General features: G+C 51.9%; 13 protein-coding genes and 1 tRNA gene. 7 read left to right on the top strand and 7 right to left on the bottom strand.

The genetic code is table 11. The annotated features are described in order from the left end of the window. Window positions 1–174: 174 nt before the first annotated feature. From H0247_RS08335 to ligB, 3 genes are all read right to left on the bottom strand, one after another. A tRNA-Pro gene (locus tag H0247_RS08335) sits at window positions 175–251 on the bottom strand. A gap of 131 nt (window positions 252–382) precedes the next feature. After that, window positions 383–2,062: a kdo(2)-lipid A phosphoethanolamine 7''-transferase gene (gene eptB / locus H0247_RS08340; protein ID WP_180742136.1), complete on the bottom strand. Its 1,680-nt coding sequence runs from the start codon at window positions 2,060–2,062 to the stop codon at window positions 383–385. A gap of 255 nt (window positions 2,063–2,317) precedes the next feature. Further along, the gene (gene ligB / locus H0247_RS08345; protein WP_180742137.1) at window positions 2,318–4,009 is read right to left on the bottom strand and encodes an NAD-dependent DNA ligase LigB; all 1,692 of its coding nucleotides are present in this window, start codon (window positions 4,007–4,009) and stop codon (window positions 2,318–2,320) included. Between the two features lie 321 nt (window positions 4,010–4,330). Here ligB and gmk point away from each other — a divergent pair, with 321 nt between their 5' ends. The 7 genes from gmk (at window position 4,331) to H0247_RS08380 (ending at window position 13,626) form a co-directional block, all read left to right on the top strand. Beyond that, on the top strand, window positions 4,331–4,954 hold the full coding sequence (gene gmk / locus H0247_RS08350) for a guanylate kinase (RefSeq protein ID WP_180742138.1): 624 nt from the start codon (window positions 4,331–4,333) through the stop codon (window positions 4,952–4,954). Window positions 4,955–5,007: 53 nt separating this feature from the next. After that, window positions 5,008–5,283 carry a DNA-directed RNA polymerase subunit omega gene (gene rpoZ / locus H0247_RS08355; protein ID WP_005968230.1) on the top strand — a complete coding sequence of 92 codons (276 nt, stop codon included), beginning with the start codon at window positions 5,008–5,010 and terminating at the stop codon, window positions 5,281–5,283. An 18-nt stretch (window positions 5,284–5,301) separates the two neighbouring features. Further along, window positions 5,302–7,401, top strand: coding sequence for a bifunctional GTP diphosphokinase/guanosine-3',5'-bis pyrophosphate 3'-pyrophosphohydrolase (gene spoT / locus H0247_RS08360; protein WP_137741149.1), 2,100 nt, complete (start codon window positions 5,302–5,304; stop codon window positions 7,399–7,401). A 5-nt stretch (window positions 7,402–7,406) separates the two neighbouring features. Continuing rightward, window positions 7,407–8,099: a tRNA (guanosine(18)-2'-O)-methyltransferase TrmH gene (gene trmH, locus H0247_RS08365; RefSeq protein ID WP_180742139.1), complete on the top strand. Its 693-nt coding sequence runs from the start codon at window positions 7,407–7,409 to the stop codon at window positions 8,097–8,099. Further along, window positions 8,099–10,180, top strand: coding sequence for an ATP-dependent DNA helicase RecG (gene recG, locus H0247_RS08370; protein WP_180742159.1), 2,082 nt, complete (start codon window positions 8,099–8,101; stop codon window positions 10,178–10,180). Before trmH ends, recG begins: the two co-directional genes overlap by 1 nt. Before the next feature lie 207 nt (window positions 10,181–10,387). After that, entirely contained in the window at window positions 10,388–11,776 is a 1,389-nt protein-coding gene (locus H0247_RS08375; RefSeq protein WP_180742140.1) for an NCS2 family protein, read from the top strand. 158 nt (window positions 11,777–11,934) lie between these two features. Beyond that, complete coding sequence (locus H0247_RS08380) at window positions 11,935–13,626, top strand: AsmA family protein (RefSeq protein ID WP_180742141.1); 1,692 nt, start codon at window positions 11,935–11,937, stop codon at window positions 13,624–13,626. A gap of 305 nt (window positions 13,627–13,931) precedes the next feature. On the opposite strand, the gene fabY is transcribed toward H0247_RS08380, so the two are convergent. The 4 genes from fabY to typA all read right to left on the bottom strand — a co-directional run bounded on the left by fabY (window position 13,932) and on the right by typA (window position 18,073). Continuing rightward, on the bottom strand, window positions 13,932–14,873 hold the full coding sequence (fabY, locus tag H0247_RS08385; RefSeq protein WP_180742142.1) for a fatty acid biosynthesis protein FabY: 942 nt from the start codon (window positions 14,871–14,873) through the stop codon (window positions 13,932–13,934). Window positions 14,874–14,976: 103 nt separating this feature from the next. Next, a complete protein-coding gene (gene dtd / locus H0247_RS08390; RefSeq protein WP_180742143.1) occupies window positions 14,977–15,414 on the bottom strand; it encodes a D-aminoacyl-tRNA deacylase in 438 nt (145 codons plus the stop codon). A 64-nt stretch (window positions 15,415–15,478) separates the two neighbouring features. Continuing rightward, window positions 15,479–16,090, bottom strand: a complete 612-nt coding sequence (gene yihX / locus H0247_RS08395; protein WP_180742144.1) for a glucose-1-phosphatase — start codon at window positions 16,088–16,090, stop codon at window positions 15,479–15,481. Window positions 16,091–16,249: 159 nt separating this feature from the next. Further along, window positions 16,250–18,073, bottom strand: coding sequence for a ribosome-dependent GTPase TypA (gene typA / locus H0247_RS08400; protein ID WP_180742145.1), 1,824 nt, complete (start codon window positions 18,071–18,073; stop codon window positions 16,250–16,252). Window positions 18,074–18,078: the final 5 nt, after the last annotated feature.

Raw genomic sequence — 18,078 nt, forward strand, 5'->3', positions numbered from 1 at the left:
AATATGGCAATGAACGACGTCGAAAAAGGTCGAGATAAAGCCCTATTTTTATAAAGGACTCATTTGACAAAGGACGATTTTTATAAGCGAACAGTGTTATAAACGAGTAGTGTGGATAGACGATGTTACAAGAGAAAACAAAAGAGGAAAGATTGACTTACTGAGGAAGAAAATTGGTCGGCGAGAGAGGATTCGAACCTCCGACCCACTGGTCCCAAACCAGTTGCGCTACCAAGCTGCGCTACTCGCCGAATGCGGGCGCATCTTACTGCTACCCTATTGGAGCGTCAATACCTTTTTAGCAAAAGGATTTCGGCTGCCGCTAAAGTGTCCATCTCTTGCATTGACAGCCTGAAACCGACGTCCTTGTCCGTGATTCACGTCACTGAGCAGGTTTCTGACACCAGTTATTTTTAGGGTTAATACCGCCGTCAGGCGATGTGTATCCCACACAGCCGAGAACCGTGTCAAACAGCTCTTCATGACGATGTGTTTTGCCAACACGCTGCTGCGCTTTCAACTGCTCAAACGCATTTAAATTATCACTGTCAGCCAAAAACTGGTCCGAAGCCCATACCATCATAGGAGAGCGGAACTGCTCAGGCGGCGCCATCTCACGTGGTGTACCGTGCAAATGGTAGTTTTCATCGATCGACTCACCGTGATCGGATGAATAAAACAGAATCGCTTTCTTATCGCGAACCTGATCAATAACGCTATCAATAAAGCTATCGGTATAGAGCACACTGTTATCGAAAGCATTAATCAACTGTTCACGCGTACAGGAGGCATCCACGCCCATACATTCAGGTTGATAGCGCGCATAGCTACGAGGATAACGCATGGAATACAGGTAGTGAGAACCTTTGGTATGCAGCACAATCAAATGCTTCCCCTTGGGGTAGCGCTCCAACGACTCCTTGACCTCATCAACCAACAACATATCCTGTACCGATTTACCGTCATTGTGCTTCTCTGACGCAATCATTTCGCGGAAAGAGTAGTTGTTCGCCTCAATGCTATTGTAGAACCACACCTCACTTTGCATGGCAAACAGCTCGGAGGTAAAGCCCAACTCTTTCAATACAGCAAAGATATTCTGTTCTTTCAGCGTTCGCTGCGGGTTGTCTTCTGTACCACCTTCTCGCACAAACATACAGCGCATGGAAAGCTTGGTGGAGGTATCACATGACTGACCACGGAATGCGACCAGATTCTTTTCTTTCGATAGCTTTGGCGTCGTATCCCGCTCGTAGCCTAATAGCTCCATATGATCCCAGCGAGTTGTTTCACCGATAATGAAAATTACGTAGGTATCATCAATGCCTTTCGGCGGAACATAGGTGAAATGCTGAGCCGGATCGAAAAGATTGGAAGAGTCCTGACTCTCATCATACTTGGTGTAGGCAAATAACCCTAACGCAGACAACCAGTTAGAGGGCAGATACGAGTGAGCCACTACGCCGCCATAGCTCGGCAAATCCACATTAGCTTTTCTCTCAGATACCGACTGAATATTGTCCATATAGCGAAGCGGCATCCAAACCAACGCCACAACAGCGACAAGAACCACAAGAGGAATCAAACGCTTTCCTGGCGACTTAAGCTGTTCGATCAGCGTATGACGCAGCGAATTCTTCCAGATCAAAAATAGCGGTAGCGCACTCACCGCCAGCATCCACAGGAAAAAACGAAAACCAATAACTTCTTTAGAAAGATCAATATCTGTGGTCATGACCGCAGCAATGATGCCATAGCCGATCACCACGTTAAAAAACGTCATGTAATAGCTAGCGGCAACGGAAATCAACACCAGGAGAGAAGCGATAATTCGATAAAAACGACGCCCCCCGAGTGAAATAATTCTCATCAGGAAAAAGGTAAATAAGATACTCGTCGTCAATTCGACAAGAGCGGGAATAAACGTTGGAACCTGGTTACCAGCAGAGAGTGAGAAATAATCAAATCGGCGATAATACACTGAGATATTTAGAAAAAGACCAATGTAGATTGCCAGGACAAACGATAATTTGGGTTGCGAAAAAGATGCTACAAACTTCATTATGACAAGTGCTCCAACAAACCTTTCTTATTATCTGAAGCTATACGACAACATCTCTATGTCCGAGTTCAACAGAGATAACCAGACTCTCAAGCATTTTATATCGCAAAACAGCAAATAGGTTTAAACTGTTCAATTTATAATCTTTATTTATGATTACGTAGGGGAAAAAGAAAAAAACACCCCTTTTATGTGAATGAATCTATGAAAAAATAAAAGACACGCTCCCAATCTGTTATGAAAAATTACCACCACTTATCTATGTACGCCTTCACGACCTAATCGGGCAATTAATTCCACCACGATAGGGTGCTTCAGGAACGCCATAATCTCTTCCGCGCGTCGCTCCCCAATACCAGAGAACTGTCGCCACTGTTGCGCTGTCCATTGCTGTAACGCCAGCCACCCCACATTATCCAATGCGCTACTGGCGGAACGAGGCACAGGAATACCCAGCGCAAGCAGCCAACGAGATAATGGCATCTGCCGTGCAGACTGTAAGCTTGTATAAATATCTCGCGCTCGCTTATCGCCCATACCATTGACTGCATTAAGCTGTGCCTCCGTCAGAAACAACCATGACAGCACATCTTCCAGTAAATCATGCTGTATCAAGCGCAGCCACATCCCTTCACGCACTCCCGCCAGATTTAAACCATGTTCTCCACTCAACCAGACTAAGCGCGCCAGAAATTGCTGCTGACAAACCACGCTATACCGAAAACAGCTAAGAGCATGGAAATCATGTTCATTGGGGGAAGCGATGGCAGGCCGCTCAGTGCCACGCCATACCACACTATCCAAACGTGGAATCCCCTGCCCTGCCAGACTGACGCTCACTCGATCGCCGGGCAACACGTCCCACTGTTTCCAACGAGACAGCGAACCGACATTCACCCGACTGACCGATTTGTCGTCCAGTTGCAGAGGATTAAGTTTTAACACCACAGCGATCTTACCCGTCCGCCCGACAGAAAACGCCACATCAGTGACTTCCGCAACCTGATGAACAGGCGGATATTTCCATGCGACCGCCCAGTCAGCTGAGGTATTACGCCAATAGCGCCCCAGCGGCTCTTTAGTCTGGCGGATAACGACGCCATCCGTCACGAAGGGCAACGGGTTGTGGTACCAGTCATGACGCCATTTTTCCGCGTCAGCGAATGACCCAATCGCATGGGTATAGTCCGCCGTCATGGCAAACCCCATTTCCTTCAATTTCTCCAGACGTTCGGGCATCGTCATTGGGCCATCCGGCCACTCCCAGACAAACAGCCCCATCTGCGACAACACGGGAGAGGGTTGATGACGACGCATCTCACCGGCCACGACCGAGCGGGCATTCACTCCACCCTGAATACGTTGCCGATGATCGGTCATCTTCAGAAAAAGCTCCCCTTGTAGTACCAATGAGGAAGGCGCATCGGCCAATAAATGCGGGATTCCCGGAATCAGACGAACTTTTTCCGTCCAGTCTTCACCTTGCAGGCCGTTACCCCGGCTAACCGCAGATACAAGCCTGCCGCGCTGATAGACCAGCGTAACGGCCACACCATCAACTTTTGGCTGAATCCATAAATCCTCACGCTGGGCGATCCATTGCATCAACTGTCTACGATCGGACAATTTTTTCAGTCCCGTATGGGCAACAGGATGAGGCTGCTTGCCATTATCGGGTAACCGGACGGGAATAGGGTTTTGGGGCTGAAAACACCCTAACCACTGGTTTAACTGTTCCCTAAGCTGATCATAAACGTCATCTTCTATTGGGTTTTTCCCTTCGGTGTAATACACATCATCCCACTGCTCTAACTGATGGTGTAGCGCATCAATTTCTTTGCTGGCGCGCGTGTTATCCCAATCGGGGCAAACCTGAGCCGCTGCGGCAAAACCGCTGCTCCCACCAACAACAATGATGATCAAAAATGCGCGTATCCTGAGCCACATAATCCCTCCAGCCATCCATTAGCGAATGGCCGCAGTACATAGCAATGTAGAGAAAAATACGAGGCACAAAAAAGAGAAATGCCAAACGCGCCGCAAGATGATTTATCGTTTGCAGCGCCTGTAAAAAAGACAGGAACACGCGTCGCAATCTCAAAAAAACACGTTGGAAAACGATTTGTCCGCTGGCATAACGAAAAAACAGTCAGCAGAGAATTTATCGCAGCGCGACTGATGACATATTGGCGTGTATAATGCGGGGATATACGCATTCTCCTGCTGCGTATCGACATTCACCATCGTAACCATGAATAAAACTTCATTATGGCTCAAGGCACGTTATATATCGTTTCTGCTCCCAGTGGCGCTGGGAAATCCAGCCTGATTCAGGCGTTACTAAAAACTCAGCCGCTTTACGACACTCAGGTATCGATTTCGCATACCACTCGCGCTAAACGACCGGGAGAAAATCACGGCGAACATTATTTCTTCGTCGAAGTCGATGAATTTAAGCGTATGATTCAGGATGACGAGTTTCTGGAACACGCTGAAGTCTTCGGTAATTACTATGGTACATCCCGACCGGCCATTGAGCAGGTATTAGCGACGGGCGTTGATGTTTTTCTGGATATCGACTGGCAAGGTGCCAAGCAAATCCGCGCCCAGATGCCGCTCGCGCGCAGTATTTTCATTCTGCCGCCGTCAAAAGAAGAGCTCGCTCGTCGCCTGCGCGGCCGTGGACAAGACAGCGATGAAGTCATTGCCCGCCGTATGTCTCAGGCAGTGGCTGAAATGACGCACTATGGCGAGTATGATTATCTGATTGTGAATGATGATTTCGATCTGGCGTTACTCGATCTGAAAACCATTATCCGCGCCGAACGTCTGCGTTTGAGCAGACAACAGGTTCGGCATGATGCATTAATCACCAAACTATTGGCAGACTGACGCCTCTTTCAGTATGATGCGCAGTCATTTTATTTCCTGTGGAGTAGCACATTATGGCACGCGTAACTGTTCAAGACGCTGTAGAGAAAATTGGTAACCGTTTTGACCTGGTGTTGGTCGCTGCTCGTCGCGCCCGTCAAATCCAGACTGGCGGCAAAGATCCGCTGGTTCCTGAAGAAAACGATAAGTACACCGTGATCGCACTGCGTGAGATCGAAGAAGGTCTGATCAACAACCAGATTCTGGATGTTCGTGACCGTCAGGAACAGCAAGAGCAGGAAGCCGCAGAGATTCAGGCGGTTACCGCGATTGCTGAAGGCCGTCGTTAATCACACCACGAGTCGCCCTTGTACATTTTTGAAAGCCTTAATCTGCTGATTCAACGTTATCTGCCAGAAGATCAGATCAAACGTTTACAGCAGGCTTACTTAGTTGCACGTGATGCTCACGAGGGGCAGACTCGCTCCAGCGGTGAACCCTATATCACACACCCTGTTGCCGTCGCCTGTATTCTGGCGGAGATGCGTCTCGATTACGAAACGCTGATGGCGGCACTGCTGCATGATGTCATAGAGGACACTCCCGCCACCTATCAGGACATGGAACAGCTTTTCGGTAAAAGCGTTGCTGAACTGGTAGAAGGCGTGTCCAAGCTGGACAAGCTGAAGTTCCGTGATAAGAAAGAAGCGCAGGCTGAAAACTTTCGCAAAATGATCATGGCGATGGTGCAGGATATTCGCGTCATCCTGATCAAGCTCGCAGACCGTACCCATAACATGCGCACACTGGGCTCATTGCGCCCTGACAAGCGCCGCCGCATTGCCCGCGAAACGCTGGAAATATACAGTCCGCTGGCACATCGGTTGGGTATCCATCACCTCAAAACCGAGCTGGAAGAACTGGGTTTTGAGGCGCTGTATCCGAACCGTTATCGCGTCATTAAAGAGGTCGTCAAGGCCGCACGCGGTAACCGTAAGGAGATGATTCAAAAAATCCTGTCGGAAATTGAAGGGCGCTTGACGGAAGCCGGAATTGCCTGCCGCGTCAGCGGTCGCGAAAAACACCTGTATTCCATCTACTGCAAAATGCACCTGAAAGAACAGCGTTTTCACTCCATCATGGATATCTACGCATTTCGGGTCATCGTCAAAGAGCTGGATACCTGCTATCGCGTGCTCGGTCAGGTTCACAGCCTGTATAAGCCGCGACCAGGTCGGGTGAAGGACTATATCGCTATTCCCAAAGCCAACGGCTATCAATCGCTGCACACGTCGCTGATTGGTCCGCACGGCGTGCCAGTTGAAGTACAAATTCGCACCGACGACATGGATCAAATGGCGGAAATGGGTGTTGCCGCGCACTGGGCCTATAAGGAAGGCGAAAGTAGCACTACCGCACAGGTACGCGCTCAACGTTGGATGCAAAGCCTGCTGGAACTCCAACAAAGCGCCGGTAGCTCATTTGAATTTATCGAAAGCGTGAAGTCCGATCTCTTCCCTGACGAGATGTACGTCTTCACGCCGGAAGGCCGTATTGTGGAACTCCCCGCTGGTGCGACGCCCGTCGATTTCGCCTACGCGGTACACACCGATATCGGCCATGCCTGTGTCGGCGCGCGCGTCGATCGTCAGCCTTACCCACTTTCACAGTCGCTCACCAGCGGCCAAACCGTTGAAATCATTACCGCGCCAGGTGCCAGGCCGAATGCCGCATGGCTTAACTTTGTCGTGAGTTCCAGAGCGCGATCCAAAATCCGCCAGATGCTGAAAAACCTCAAGCGTGATGATTCCGTGAGCCTCGGTCGCCGTTTGTTGAACCACGCATTGGGCAACGGTCGCAAACTCTCCGACATCCCTGAGAAATCTATTCAGCTTGAGCTTGAGCGCATGAAGCTCGCGACGCTGGACGATTTGATGGCAGAAATTGGTATGGGTAATGCCATGAGCGTCGTCGTGGCGAAAAATCTGCTGAACGAACAATCGGAACTGGGAACAACCGGGCTGCGCAAGTTGCCGATCAAAGGCGCAGATGGCGTCATGATCTCCTTTGCCAAATGCTGCCGCCCTATCCCCGGCGACCCGATCATCGCCCACGTCAGCCCCGGTAAAGGGTTAGTTATTCACCATGAATCCTGTCGTAACATTCGCGGCTATCAGAAAGAACCTGAAAAATTCATGGCGGTAGAGTGGGATAAGGTGACGGAGCAAGAGTTCATCGCCGAAATCAAAGTCGATATGTTCAACCATCAGGGCGCGCTAGCGAACCTGACGGCAGCGATCAACGCCGCGAACTCCAATATTCAGAGCATCAATACGGAAGAGAGAGACGGCCGCGTATACAGCGCCTTTATCCGTCTCACCACCCTTGATCGCGTTCATCTGGCCAATATTATGCGTAAAATCCGCGTAATGCCGGATGTCATCAAAGTTAACCGTAACCGAAATTAATCGTCATGACCCCTCAACGTTATGCACGTATAAGAGAAATGCTCAACTGTCGTCAGCCCGATCTGACGATTTGCATGGAGCAGGTGCATAAACCCCATAATATTTCCGCCGTTATCCGTACGGCGGATGCCGTCGGCGTGCATCAGGTCCATGCGATTTGGCCCACCAGCCGGATGAAAACGCTGGTTTCCTCCGCGGCAGGCAGTAATAGCTGGGTGCAGGTGAAAACCCACCGCAATATCGGTGATGCGGTTGGTCACCTGAAAGCCGAGGGCATGCAGGTTCTGGCGACCAATTTGTCTGAGCACGCGGTTGATTTTCGGGAAATTGATTACACCCGCCCGACCTGTATTCTGCTCGGACAAGAAAAAACGGGCATTACTGCCGAAGCACTCAAACTGGCCGATCGGGATATCATCATTCCGATGACTGGCATGGTGCAATCGCTGAATGTTTCCGTAGCCTCAGCGTTGATCCTGTATGAAGCGCAGCGCCAGCGCCAGATCGCTGGCATGTATCAGCGCGAAGACAGTCCGCTGGATGAAGAAGAGCAGCAGCGGCTGCTTTTTGAAGGGGGCTATCCGGTACTGGCACGCGTCGCAAAACGTAAAGGGCTGCCTCGCCCTCATATCGACCATCAGGGTCAAATTGTCGCGGATACCCCGTGGTGGGCCGCGATGCAATCGTCGGAGTGCTGATGAAAGGCCGCCTGCTTAACACCCAACCGCTGAGTACACTCGCCGGCGTGGGTGCCAGTCAGGCAGCGAAACTCGCGCGACTCGGGCTGGAAACCGTGCAGGATCTCCTGTTGCACCTGCCTTTACGCTACGAAGACCGCACACATCTTTACCCCATTGGCGACCTCCTTCCCGGTATGTATGCCACCGTGGAAGGTGAAATTCTACGTAACGACATCACCTTTGGCAGCCGTCGTATGTTGACCTGTCAAATCAGCGATGGCAGCGGCATGCTGACCATGCGCTTCTTCAATTTCAACGCCGCAATGAAGAACAGTCTCGCTCCGGGACAGCGTGTTACCGCTTATGGTGAAATCAAGCGCGGTAAAATCGGTGCGGAGATCATCCATCCTGAATATCGTGTTCAGGGGGATAATACGCAGGTTGAGCTACAGGAATCACTCACGCCAGTTTATCCCTCCACGGAAGGTATTCGTCAGGCAACACTACGCAAGCTCACCGATCAGGCGCTGGCATTGCTCGATGCCAACCCCATTGATGAGTTGCTACCTGAATCCCTGAGCCGCTCGCTCATTAGTCTGCCGGATGCACTGCGCACGTTACATCGCCCCCCGCCGGATATGCAGCTCAGTGAACTGGAACACGGCAAGCACCCCGCGCAGCAGCGACTGATTATGGAAGAGCTACTGGCGCACAACCTGAGTATGCTCGCCGTGCGGGCCGGGGAACAGCGACATAAAGCCTCATCGCTACAGGAGAACGACGGCCTGAAGCAGCAGTTGCTCGCCGCCCTACCTTTCACCCCCACGCAGGCGCAAAAACGTGTCGTCGCTGAAATTGAAAGGGATATGGCGAAAGACTTCCCAATGATGCGTTTGGTACAGGGTGATGTAGGCTCAGGGAAAACACTGGTCGCCGCGTTGACAGCATTACGTGCCATTGCCAACGGCAAACAGGTTGCATTAATGGCACCCACAGAGCTATTGGCCGAACAACACGCCCATAATTTCCGTCAGTGGTTTGAACCGCTGGGGCTTGAAGTAGGCTGGCTGGCTGGCAAACAAAAAGGAAAAGCGCGTCAGGCGCAGCAGGATGCCATCGCCAGCGGTCAGGTTTCCATGGTGGTCGGAACGCACGCCATTTTCCAGCAGCAGGTGAAATTCAACGGGCTGGCATTAGTCATTATTGATGAACAGCACCGCTTTGGCGTGCATCAACGCCTTGCGCTGTGGGAAAAAGGCGAAGAACAGGGCTTTCACCCTCATCAATTGATTATGACCGCCACACCGATTCCCCGCACGCTGGCGATGACGGCCTATGCCGATCTGGATACGTCCGTCATTGATGAACTACCGCCGGGCAGAACCCCAGTCACCACGGTCGCCATACCGGATTCACGCCGCAGCGACATCATCGAACGTGTGAATAGCGCCTGCCAGCAGGAAGGGCGGCAGGCCTATTGGGTGTGTACGCTGATCGAAGAATCCGATCTACTGGAAGCGCAGGCGGCAGAGGCTACCAGTGAAGAGCTAAAAGCTGCTCTGCCGAATCTCAAGGTCGGATTAGTTCACGGCCGCATGAAAGCGCAGGAAAAGCAGGCGGTGATGCAGGCCTTCAAACAGGGCGAGCTGCAACTGCTGGTGGCAACCACCGTCATCGAAGTGGGTGTTGATGTACCGAATGCCAGCCTGATGATCATCGAGAACCCAGAGCGTCTGGGTCTGGCACAGCTGCACCAGTTGCGTGGGCGCGTCGGACGCGGCGCAGTGGCGTCTCACTGCGTACTGCTCTACAAAACGCCAATGAGCAAAACTGCCCAGAAACGGCTTCAGGTTCTGCGCGATAGCAACGATGGTTTTGTTATCGCTCAGCGCGATTTGGAAATTCGCGGGCCGGGCGAGTTATTAGGTACACGGCAAACCGGCAATGCCGAGTTCAAAGTAGCCGACCTCCTGCGCGATCAGGATCTGATTCCGCAAGTGCAGCGCGTTGCGCGCCATCTCCATGAGCACTACCCCGAACATGCCATTGCGCTAATCGAACGCTGGCTACCCGAGCGGGCCCGCTACACCAACGCCTAATCACAGCCACACATTCTTCCTTTTTCTAAAAAACTCGCCGCCAGCACTCATGCTGCAAGAAGTATGACATTGCATATCCCGCTAAATAATAAGGCTTTGCTTATCACACAACATTCATATCGAAAAGATGAGCTGGCAAACGTTTGCTTTCAACAAAGAGATCATTAAAATGCGCTCTTTGTCGTTTCAGGAACGCCAACTTACATCATGACTACCACCACGGAAACGCCCCAAACAGAAGCCGCTACTGCACCTCAGCGTAGTGAACTCATCTATCGTCTTGAAGACAGGCCACCGCTGCCGCAAACGCTGTTCGCCGCCAGCCAGCATCTGCTGGCCATGTTTGTTGCGGTGATTACCCCCGCGCTACTGATCTGTCAGGCATTAGGTTTACCCGCTCAGGATACGCAGCGCATCATCAGCATGTCGCTTTTCGCTTCCGGTCTGGCCTCTGTGCTACAAATTAAAACCTGGGGCCCTGTCGGTTCTGGTCTGCTATCTATTCAGGGCACCAGCTTTAACTTCGTGACACCACTGATTATGGGTGGACTGGCACTGAAGAATGGTGGGGCAGATGTTCCCACCATGATGGCGGCGCTGTTCGGTACGCTGATGGTCGCGTCCTTCACTGAAATCATTCTTTCACGCTTCCTGCATTTAACCCGCCGCATCATTACCCCGCTGGTTTCCGGCATTGTGGTGATGATCATTGGTCTGTCGCTGATTCAGGTCGGCCTGACTTCTATCGGCGGCGGCTATGCTGCGATGGGTAATAACACCTTCGGTGCGCCTAAGAACTTATTGCTGGCAGGTGTGGTACTGCTGGTTATTATTCTGCTGAACCGCCAACGGAACCCCTACCTGCGCGTCGCCTCTCTGGTCATCGCCATGGCGGTGGGCTATTTGGGTGCCTGGCTGATGGGCATGCTGCCGGAAAATACGTCTTCGCAACACGATACGGCCATCATGGTGCCAACACCGCTGTATTACGGTTTAGGTTTTGACTGGAACCTGCTGATCCCACTGATGCTAGTCTTTATGGTGACGTCGTTAGAAACCATCGGTGACATCACCGCGACCTCCGACGTGTCTGAGCAGCCGGTCAAAGGCCCGCTGTACATGAAACGCTTAAAAGGCGGCGTGCTGGCAAACGGTCTGAACTCTTGCCTTTCCGCCGTATTCAATACCTTCCCTAATTCTTGCTTCGGCCAGAATAACGGCGTCATCCAGCTTACTGGTGTTGCCAGCCGCTATGTGGGTTTCGTGGTGTCGCTGATGCTGATCGCACTGGGGCTGTTCCCTGCCGTTAGCGGATTTGTACAGCATATTCCAGAGCCGGTTCTGGGCGGCGCCACTATCGTGATGTTTGGTACGATCGCCGCTTCCGGTGTGCGCATTGTGTCCCGCGAGCCGCTAAACCGTCGCGCTATCATGATTATTGCGCTGTCGCTGGCCGTTGGCCTTGGCGTATCGCAGCAGCCGCTGATTCTGCAATTCGCGCCGGATTGGATTAAAACATTACTGTCTTCCGGTATTGCCGCTGGCGGTATTACCGCAATCGTGCTGAATTTGGTCTTCCCACACGAAGAAAAATAGCGCCAGCCCGCAATAATTTCTGTTCAGTTTCATGTAAAAGCGCGCGGTGATGCAACACCGCGCGCTTTTTACTGTCTGTAACAGCATTACCTATTGAGCCTTCAGGGAAATTACGGCATAAGAACAGTTCTCCCTGACGATTGGCATGGACTGACACGATGAAATTTATCGGGAAATTATTGCTGACCCTATTGCTTCTGGCCTTTTTAGCGCTGGTAGTCATATACGTATTACTGCAAACCAGTTGGGCGGCAGGCTGGGTAAGTAATTGGGTAAACCAGAACACCGACTACCAGTTGTCACTGGGAAAAATAAATCATGACTGGTCAACAGCCGATCATATCCAACTCACCGACGTCAGTTTCGGTCAGAAAAACCAGCCGCCGACACTCACCGCCAAACAGGTTTCAGCTGGGTTTAGCGTGCGCCAGATTACCGATCCGCACCATTTCGCCAGTCTGGAGCTGGAAGGAGGCACGCTAAATCTTTCCTCTCAGGCCTCCACACTTCCTATCGAAGCCGATCTGCTACAGCTGCGCACGATGGCACTGCAGGCGAAAGACGGCGACTGGCGGCTGAATGGTCAACAGATTAACGGTGGAATGGCACCCTGGCAGCCCGAAGCGGGTTATCTGCTGGGCAAACAGGGGCAATTCCAGCTCAGCGCCCGTTCACTCGAACTCAACGATATTCCTGCCAGTCAGGTCTTGGTTCAGGGAGAAATCAACCATAACCAGCTGATTCTGAGCAATTTCGGTGCCGATGTTGCTCAAGGGCAACTAACAGGCAACGCCAGTCGCGCAGAAGATGGCAGTTGGCAGATCGGTAACCTCCGGCTCAGCAATGTCCGTTTGCAAACGCAGAGAACGCCGGAAGCCTTCTGGCAACCCGTGACCGAGCTGCCTTCCGTTACGGTTAACCGCTTTGATCTGATTGATGCCCGTATTGAAGGGCCGGGATGGGCGTTTATCGACTTGGATGTTGCCCTGCAAAATGTCACGTTTAAGCAGAATGACTGGCAGAGCGAAGACGGAACGCTGTCGTTCAATGCAACCGATATTGTGAACGGCAACATGCACCTTATCGACCCTATCGTGAATCTGGATTTGTCACCGATAGGTGTTAACATCAAACAGTTTTCCACACGTTGGGAAGGCGGTTTACTGCGAACCAACGGCAACTGGCAGCGTAGCAACCGACGTTTACAGCTGAATGAGTTTGTTGTCGCCGGGATGGAGTACACACTCCCCAGCGACTGGCGCCAACGGTGGCAAGCGACGCTGCCATCCTGGCTAGCAGAAGTGAATGTGCGAAAATTCACGGCCAATCGCAACTTGCTGATCGATATCAACCCTGATTTCCCCTTCCAATTGACCGCGCTGGATGGGTACGGCAGTAATCTGTTGCTGGCTCGCAACCACCAGTGGGGAGTCTGGACAGGATCGTTGAATCTTAATGCCAGCGACGCGACGTTCAATAAAGTCGATGTGCGTCGCCCTTCACTGGCACTAGTGGCCGACGATAACCAGATCGCCATTAACGAACTTAGCGCATTTACGCAAAATGGCATGCTGGACGCTAAAGCGACCATCAGCCAGCAACCGGCACGCAATGTTTCCCTGTCGCTGACGGGGCGCGCCGTGCCACTGGATATTTTGACTCGCTGGGGATGGCCAGAACCCGTAACCGCACCGACAGGCAATACGAATCTGGAGTTGCAGTTGAATGGGCGGCTTGCTGCCGATACACCACTCAAGCCGACGCTAAACGGTACGCTACAAGGTGTGGATAGTAACGACCATCCAATCAGGCAGCAAATGCATCAAGGTACGGTGACAGAAACGCAATAACTATCGGGTATTCAAAACACGGGGCCAGATCGTTGGCAAATCTATTTTCCAAATGGAAACGGGAGTAACGGAATAGAAGAGTAAAGCGTTTGCGCTAGGGACAAAAACGTCAAGAACGTTTTTGGACGTACTTGCAGCGTCTTTACGATCTATCCGTTACGCCCGCTCTACGGACTTTATCAGCAACATCACCCAGTGAGAATCACGGGTATTATTATGGCGAAATGCTGCTGGCTAACATGCCGCGTGATGTATTGATGGGAATAGAGTCATAATATTTGGCTCTCATAGTGCTTAGCTACGGGTTAATCCACCTCCGACCCGCCAGCTTCCAGAGGCGCATCCGGCTGAGGAGGCAGCACGATATACACGCCTTCAAATAACGCCCCTTTATTGTCATCACCGAAGAGCTCGACATTGAGCTGCACACGTGCCTTGCGCCCCCGCGCCAGACGATCCAGATCGCCACTCAGCGACCCTAAGTCGGCAATAGCACTCGGCCGACCACTCACCGGCGTGCTGTAACGAATGTGCGCATCCGCCAGAATAATCGTTCCGCCGAGGTGCCGCTCACGCAGCAGCAGCCAGATCAGTCCCCAACCGGTAAGCGTAGCGAGAGAAAACATGCTGCCGGCAAAAAGCGTATGGTGCGGGTTCTGATTGCCCGTTTCAGGCATGGTGGTGATAAATTTCTTCCCTGTGTACTGGCTTATCCGCACCCCCATCTTTTCACTCAGAGGGATGTGCTCGTGCCAGGCTTGTTGCAACTGTCCGCACCAGTCAGGACGGTGCAAAATATCATCCAGCGTCGCCACCGGTTTGATCATCAGAAAGTGCCGCACAGGCGTTGTTTGTGGCGCAGTGATTTCGCCTTGGTTAACAAAACCCAGTTTGGAGAAGAAATCCATTGCATCTTCACGGGCGCTACAGACCACACGTTTGACGCCTTCCTGACGCGCTACGGACTCCAGGGTAATCGCAAGCAACGTCCCTAGCCCTTTCCCCCGCACATCCGGGTGAACCGCTAAAAAGCGGATTGCCGCTTCATTATCCGCGTTAATGGAAAGGCGGCCTATCGCGACCAGCCTTCCCTGCTCATCCACTACGGTTTGGTGATGTGCTAGAGCATCATAGGCATCGCGCTCGGAGCCTAGCGGCTGGCGCAGAGGTTTACGCAGCATTTCCCAGCGGAATTGATAGTACGCATCCAGTTCTTCTGCGCTTTCAGGTACTCTCAGATGATACATAACCTTTCCTCTATACCGAGATGCCTTATTGCATCAGGGTTCATAAAATCAAACCGCTGACAAACGGATACACAGCGCGATAACGGCAATGGTGCCTGCAACATTATGTCTGTAGCCAAAACGTCACTGGGCCGTCATTCACCAATGCCACTTTCATATCCGCCGCAAACTGCCCTGTTTCCGTGTGAACGCCTTGCTCACGGCACTGTCCGACAAAATACTGATAGAGGCGATCGGCCTCCGAGGGATGTGCACCGCGAGAAAACCCGGGCCGCATGCCACGCTGCGTATCAGCCACCAGTGTAAACTGCGAAACCACCAGCACATTGCCGCCAGCCTGACGAACATTGAGATTCATTTTCCCGTCATCGTCACCGAATATGCGGTAACCCAACACACGCTCGCAGAGTCGCTTGGCTTTTTGTTCGTCATCGCCCTGCTCAACGCCCAGTAAGATCAGCAAACCTTTATCGATTTCCCCAACCACACGGCCTTCTACCGTAACGCTGGCGCTGGATACTCGCTGAATTAGCGCAATCATAAAACCCAACTACTCCTGATGTCATCATTCCCAATAGAGGCCGTGTCCGCCCCTGCGATATAAATCATGCTTTAGCGGTCGCCGCTTGCATAGCGAAAAAATCCGGCACCACCTGACGATCGGTCACCAGAACGCTATGAATGCCCAAACTCTGTGCAGCATCGACGTTCCCAGCATTATCGTCAAAAAAGACGGCCTGCGCTGGCGTCACGCCTTCCTGCGTCAGGACATACTGATAAATCGCCAATTCCGGCTTACGTAATCCAATGTCTTGTGACAGATAGACCCTGTCAGCCGCTACCCCCACTTCCGGGAACAATGCCGGCCAGTGTGCACAATGGAGGCGATTAGTATTCGACAAAATCACCACGCGGTGTCCTTCCTGACGTAGGCGCTGCATGATGTCGATAACCTCAGGGCGCAACGCCACAAAAATAGCCTGCCAGCCAGCGGTGAATTGCTCGAAGCTCAAGGCGATGCCCATTTCCTGACACAGTCTGATCGCAAATTCCTCATCGCTGATCTCGCCCCGCTCATGCTGTTCAAACGCTTCACCCATGACGAAACGTTCTTGCAACGTCGCGAGCGGCACACTGCTCAGATTACTCCAGACGCCTAATACTCTTTTGAAATCAATATCGATGACGACATTACCCAAATCAAAGATATACAGCATGGCAGCCTCCTCCTGACGTAATCGTAGGATTTTCACTGTAGCGGGAAATGGCGAAGCTGAACAGGAAGGAAATATAAGGAAAGGTTAAAGTGGAAGAAAGCGCATAAAATTCAGGGCACCCGAAGGTGCCCTGTTTCGTAACAGACAAACCCGTCGAAATTAGACGTCTTTGCTGCCGCGGCTAGCGCGTTTACGGTCGTTTTCGGTCAGATGACGTTTACGAATACGGATAGACTGTGGCGTCACTTCAACCAGTTCGTCGTCATCAATGAACTCCAGCGCTTGTTCCAGAGACATTTTGATCGCCGGAACCAGCGTGGTCGCTTCATCAGTACCCGATGCACGCATGTTGGTCAGTTTCTTACCGGTCAGACAGTTTACTGTCAGATCGTTAGAACGTGAGTGAATACCGATGATCTGGCCTTCATACACTTCTGCACCGTGACCGAGGAACAGCTTACCGCGATCTTGCAGGCTGAACAGCGCAAACGCGACGGCTTTACCTTGACCGTTAGAGATCAGCACGCCGTTCTGACGTTGGCCGATATCGCCTGGACGCACGTCATCGTAGTGGCTGAACGTGGAGTACAGCAGACCGGTACCAGACGTCATGGTCATGAATTCGGTACGGAAACCGATCAGGCCACGAGCAGGGATCAGGTAATCCAGACGGATACGACCCTTGCCATCTGGAATCATGTCTTTCACATCACCTTTACGCTCACCCATGGCTTGCATGACTGAACCCTGGTGCTGTTCTTCGATATCCAGCGTCACGTTTTCAAACGGTTCCTGATTACGACCATCGATAACGCGGTTAATAACTTTTGGACGTGATACGGCCAGTTCAAAGCCTTCACGACGCATGTTTTCGATCAGAACCGACAGGTGCAATTCACCACGGCCAGAAACGCGGAACGCATCAGCGTCTTCGGTTTCGTCAACGCGCAGGGCAACGTTGTGTACCAGTTCTTTGTTCAAACGCTCCAGAATCTGGCGCGACGTCACATACTTACCTTCTTTACCACAGAACGGTGAAGTATTGACGTTGAAGAACATGGTAACGGTAGGTTCATCGACGCTCAGTGCTGGCAGCGCTTCGACATTCTGCGGATCGCAGATGGTGTCGGAAATATTCAGCTCGCCCAGACCGGTGATCGCGATGATATCGCCTGCTTCGGCTTCGGTTGCGTCGATACGCTCCAGACCCAGGTGAGTCAGAACTTTACCGACTTTACCGTTACGGGTTTTTCCTTCGCTATCAACAATAGTCACTTGTTGGTTAGGCTTAACTTTACCGCGCTTGATACGGCCGATACCGATAACGCCAACATAGTTGTTGTAGTCCAGCTGAGAAATTTGCATCTGGAACGGTGCATTCATCTCAACCTGAGGCGGAGACACGTGATCGACAATCGCCTGATACAGCGGGGTCATATCTTCCGCCATGTCGGTATGGTCGAGACCCGCGATACCATTCAGCGCAGAAGCATAAATGATCGGGAAATCCAGCTGCTCGTCAGTGGCATCCAGGTTCACGAACAGGTCGAATACCTGATCGACAACCCAGTCAGGACGCGCACCAGGACGGTCAACTTTGTTGATAACCACAATCGGTTTCAGACCGTTGGCAAATGCTTTTTTGGTCACGAAACGCGTTTGCGGCATCGGGCCATCCATCGCATCAACAACCAGCAGTACCGAGTCAACCATCGACATGACACGCTCAACCTCGCCGCCGAAGTCGGCGTGTCCCGGGGTATCTACGATGTTAATGCGGTAGTCTTTCCAATTAATGGCGGTATTTTTTGCGAGGATGGTAATTCCACGCTCTTTCTCCAAATCGTTGGAGTCCATTACACGCTCGGTTGCTTCGACACGTTCACCGAACGTTCCGGATTGTTGCAACAGCTTGTCAACCAGGGTGGTTTTCCCATGGTCAACGTGCGCAATAATGGCGATGTTACGCAAATTTTCGATCACAGCTT

It is taken from the genome of Pectobacterium sp. CFBP8739 (genome assembly GCF_013449375.1).
Taxonomy (GTDB): Bacteria; Pseudomonadota; Gammaproteobacteria; order Enterobacterales; family Enterobacteriaceae; genus Pectobacterium.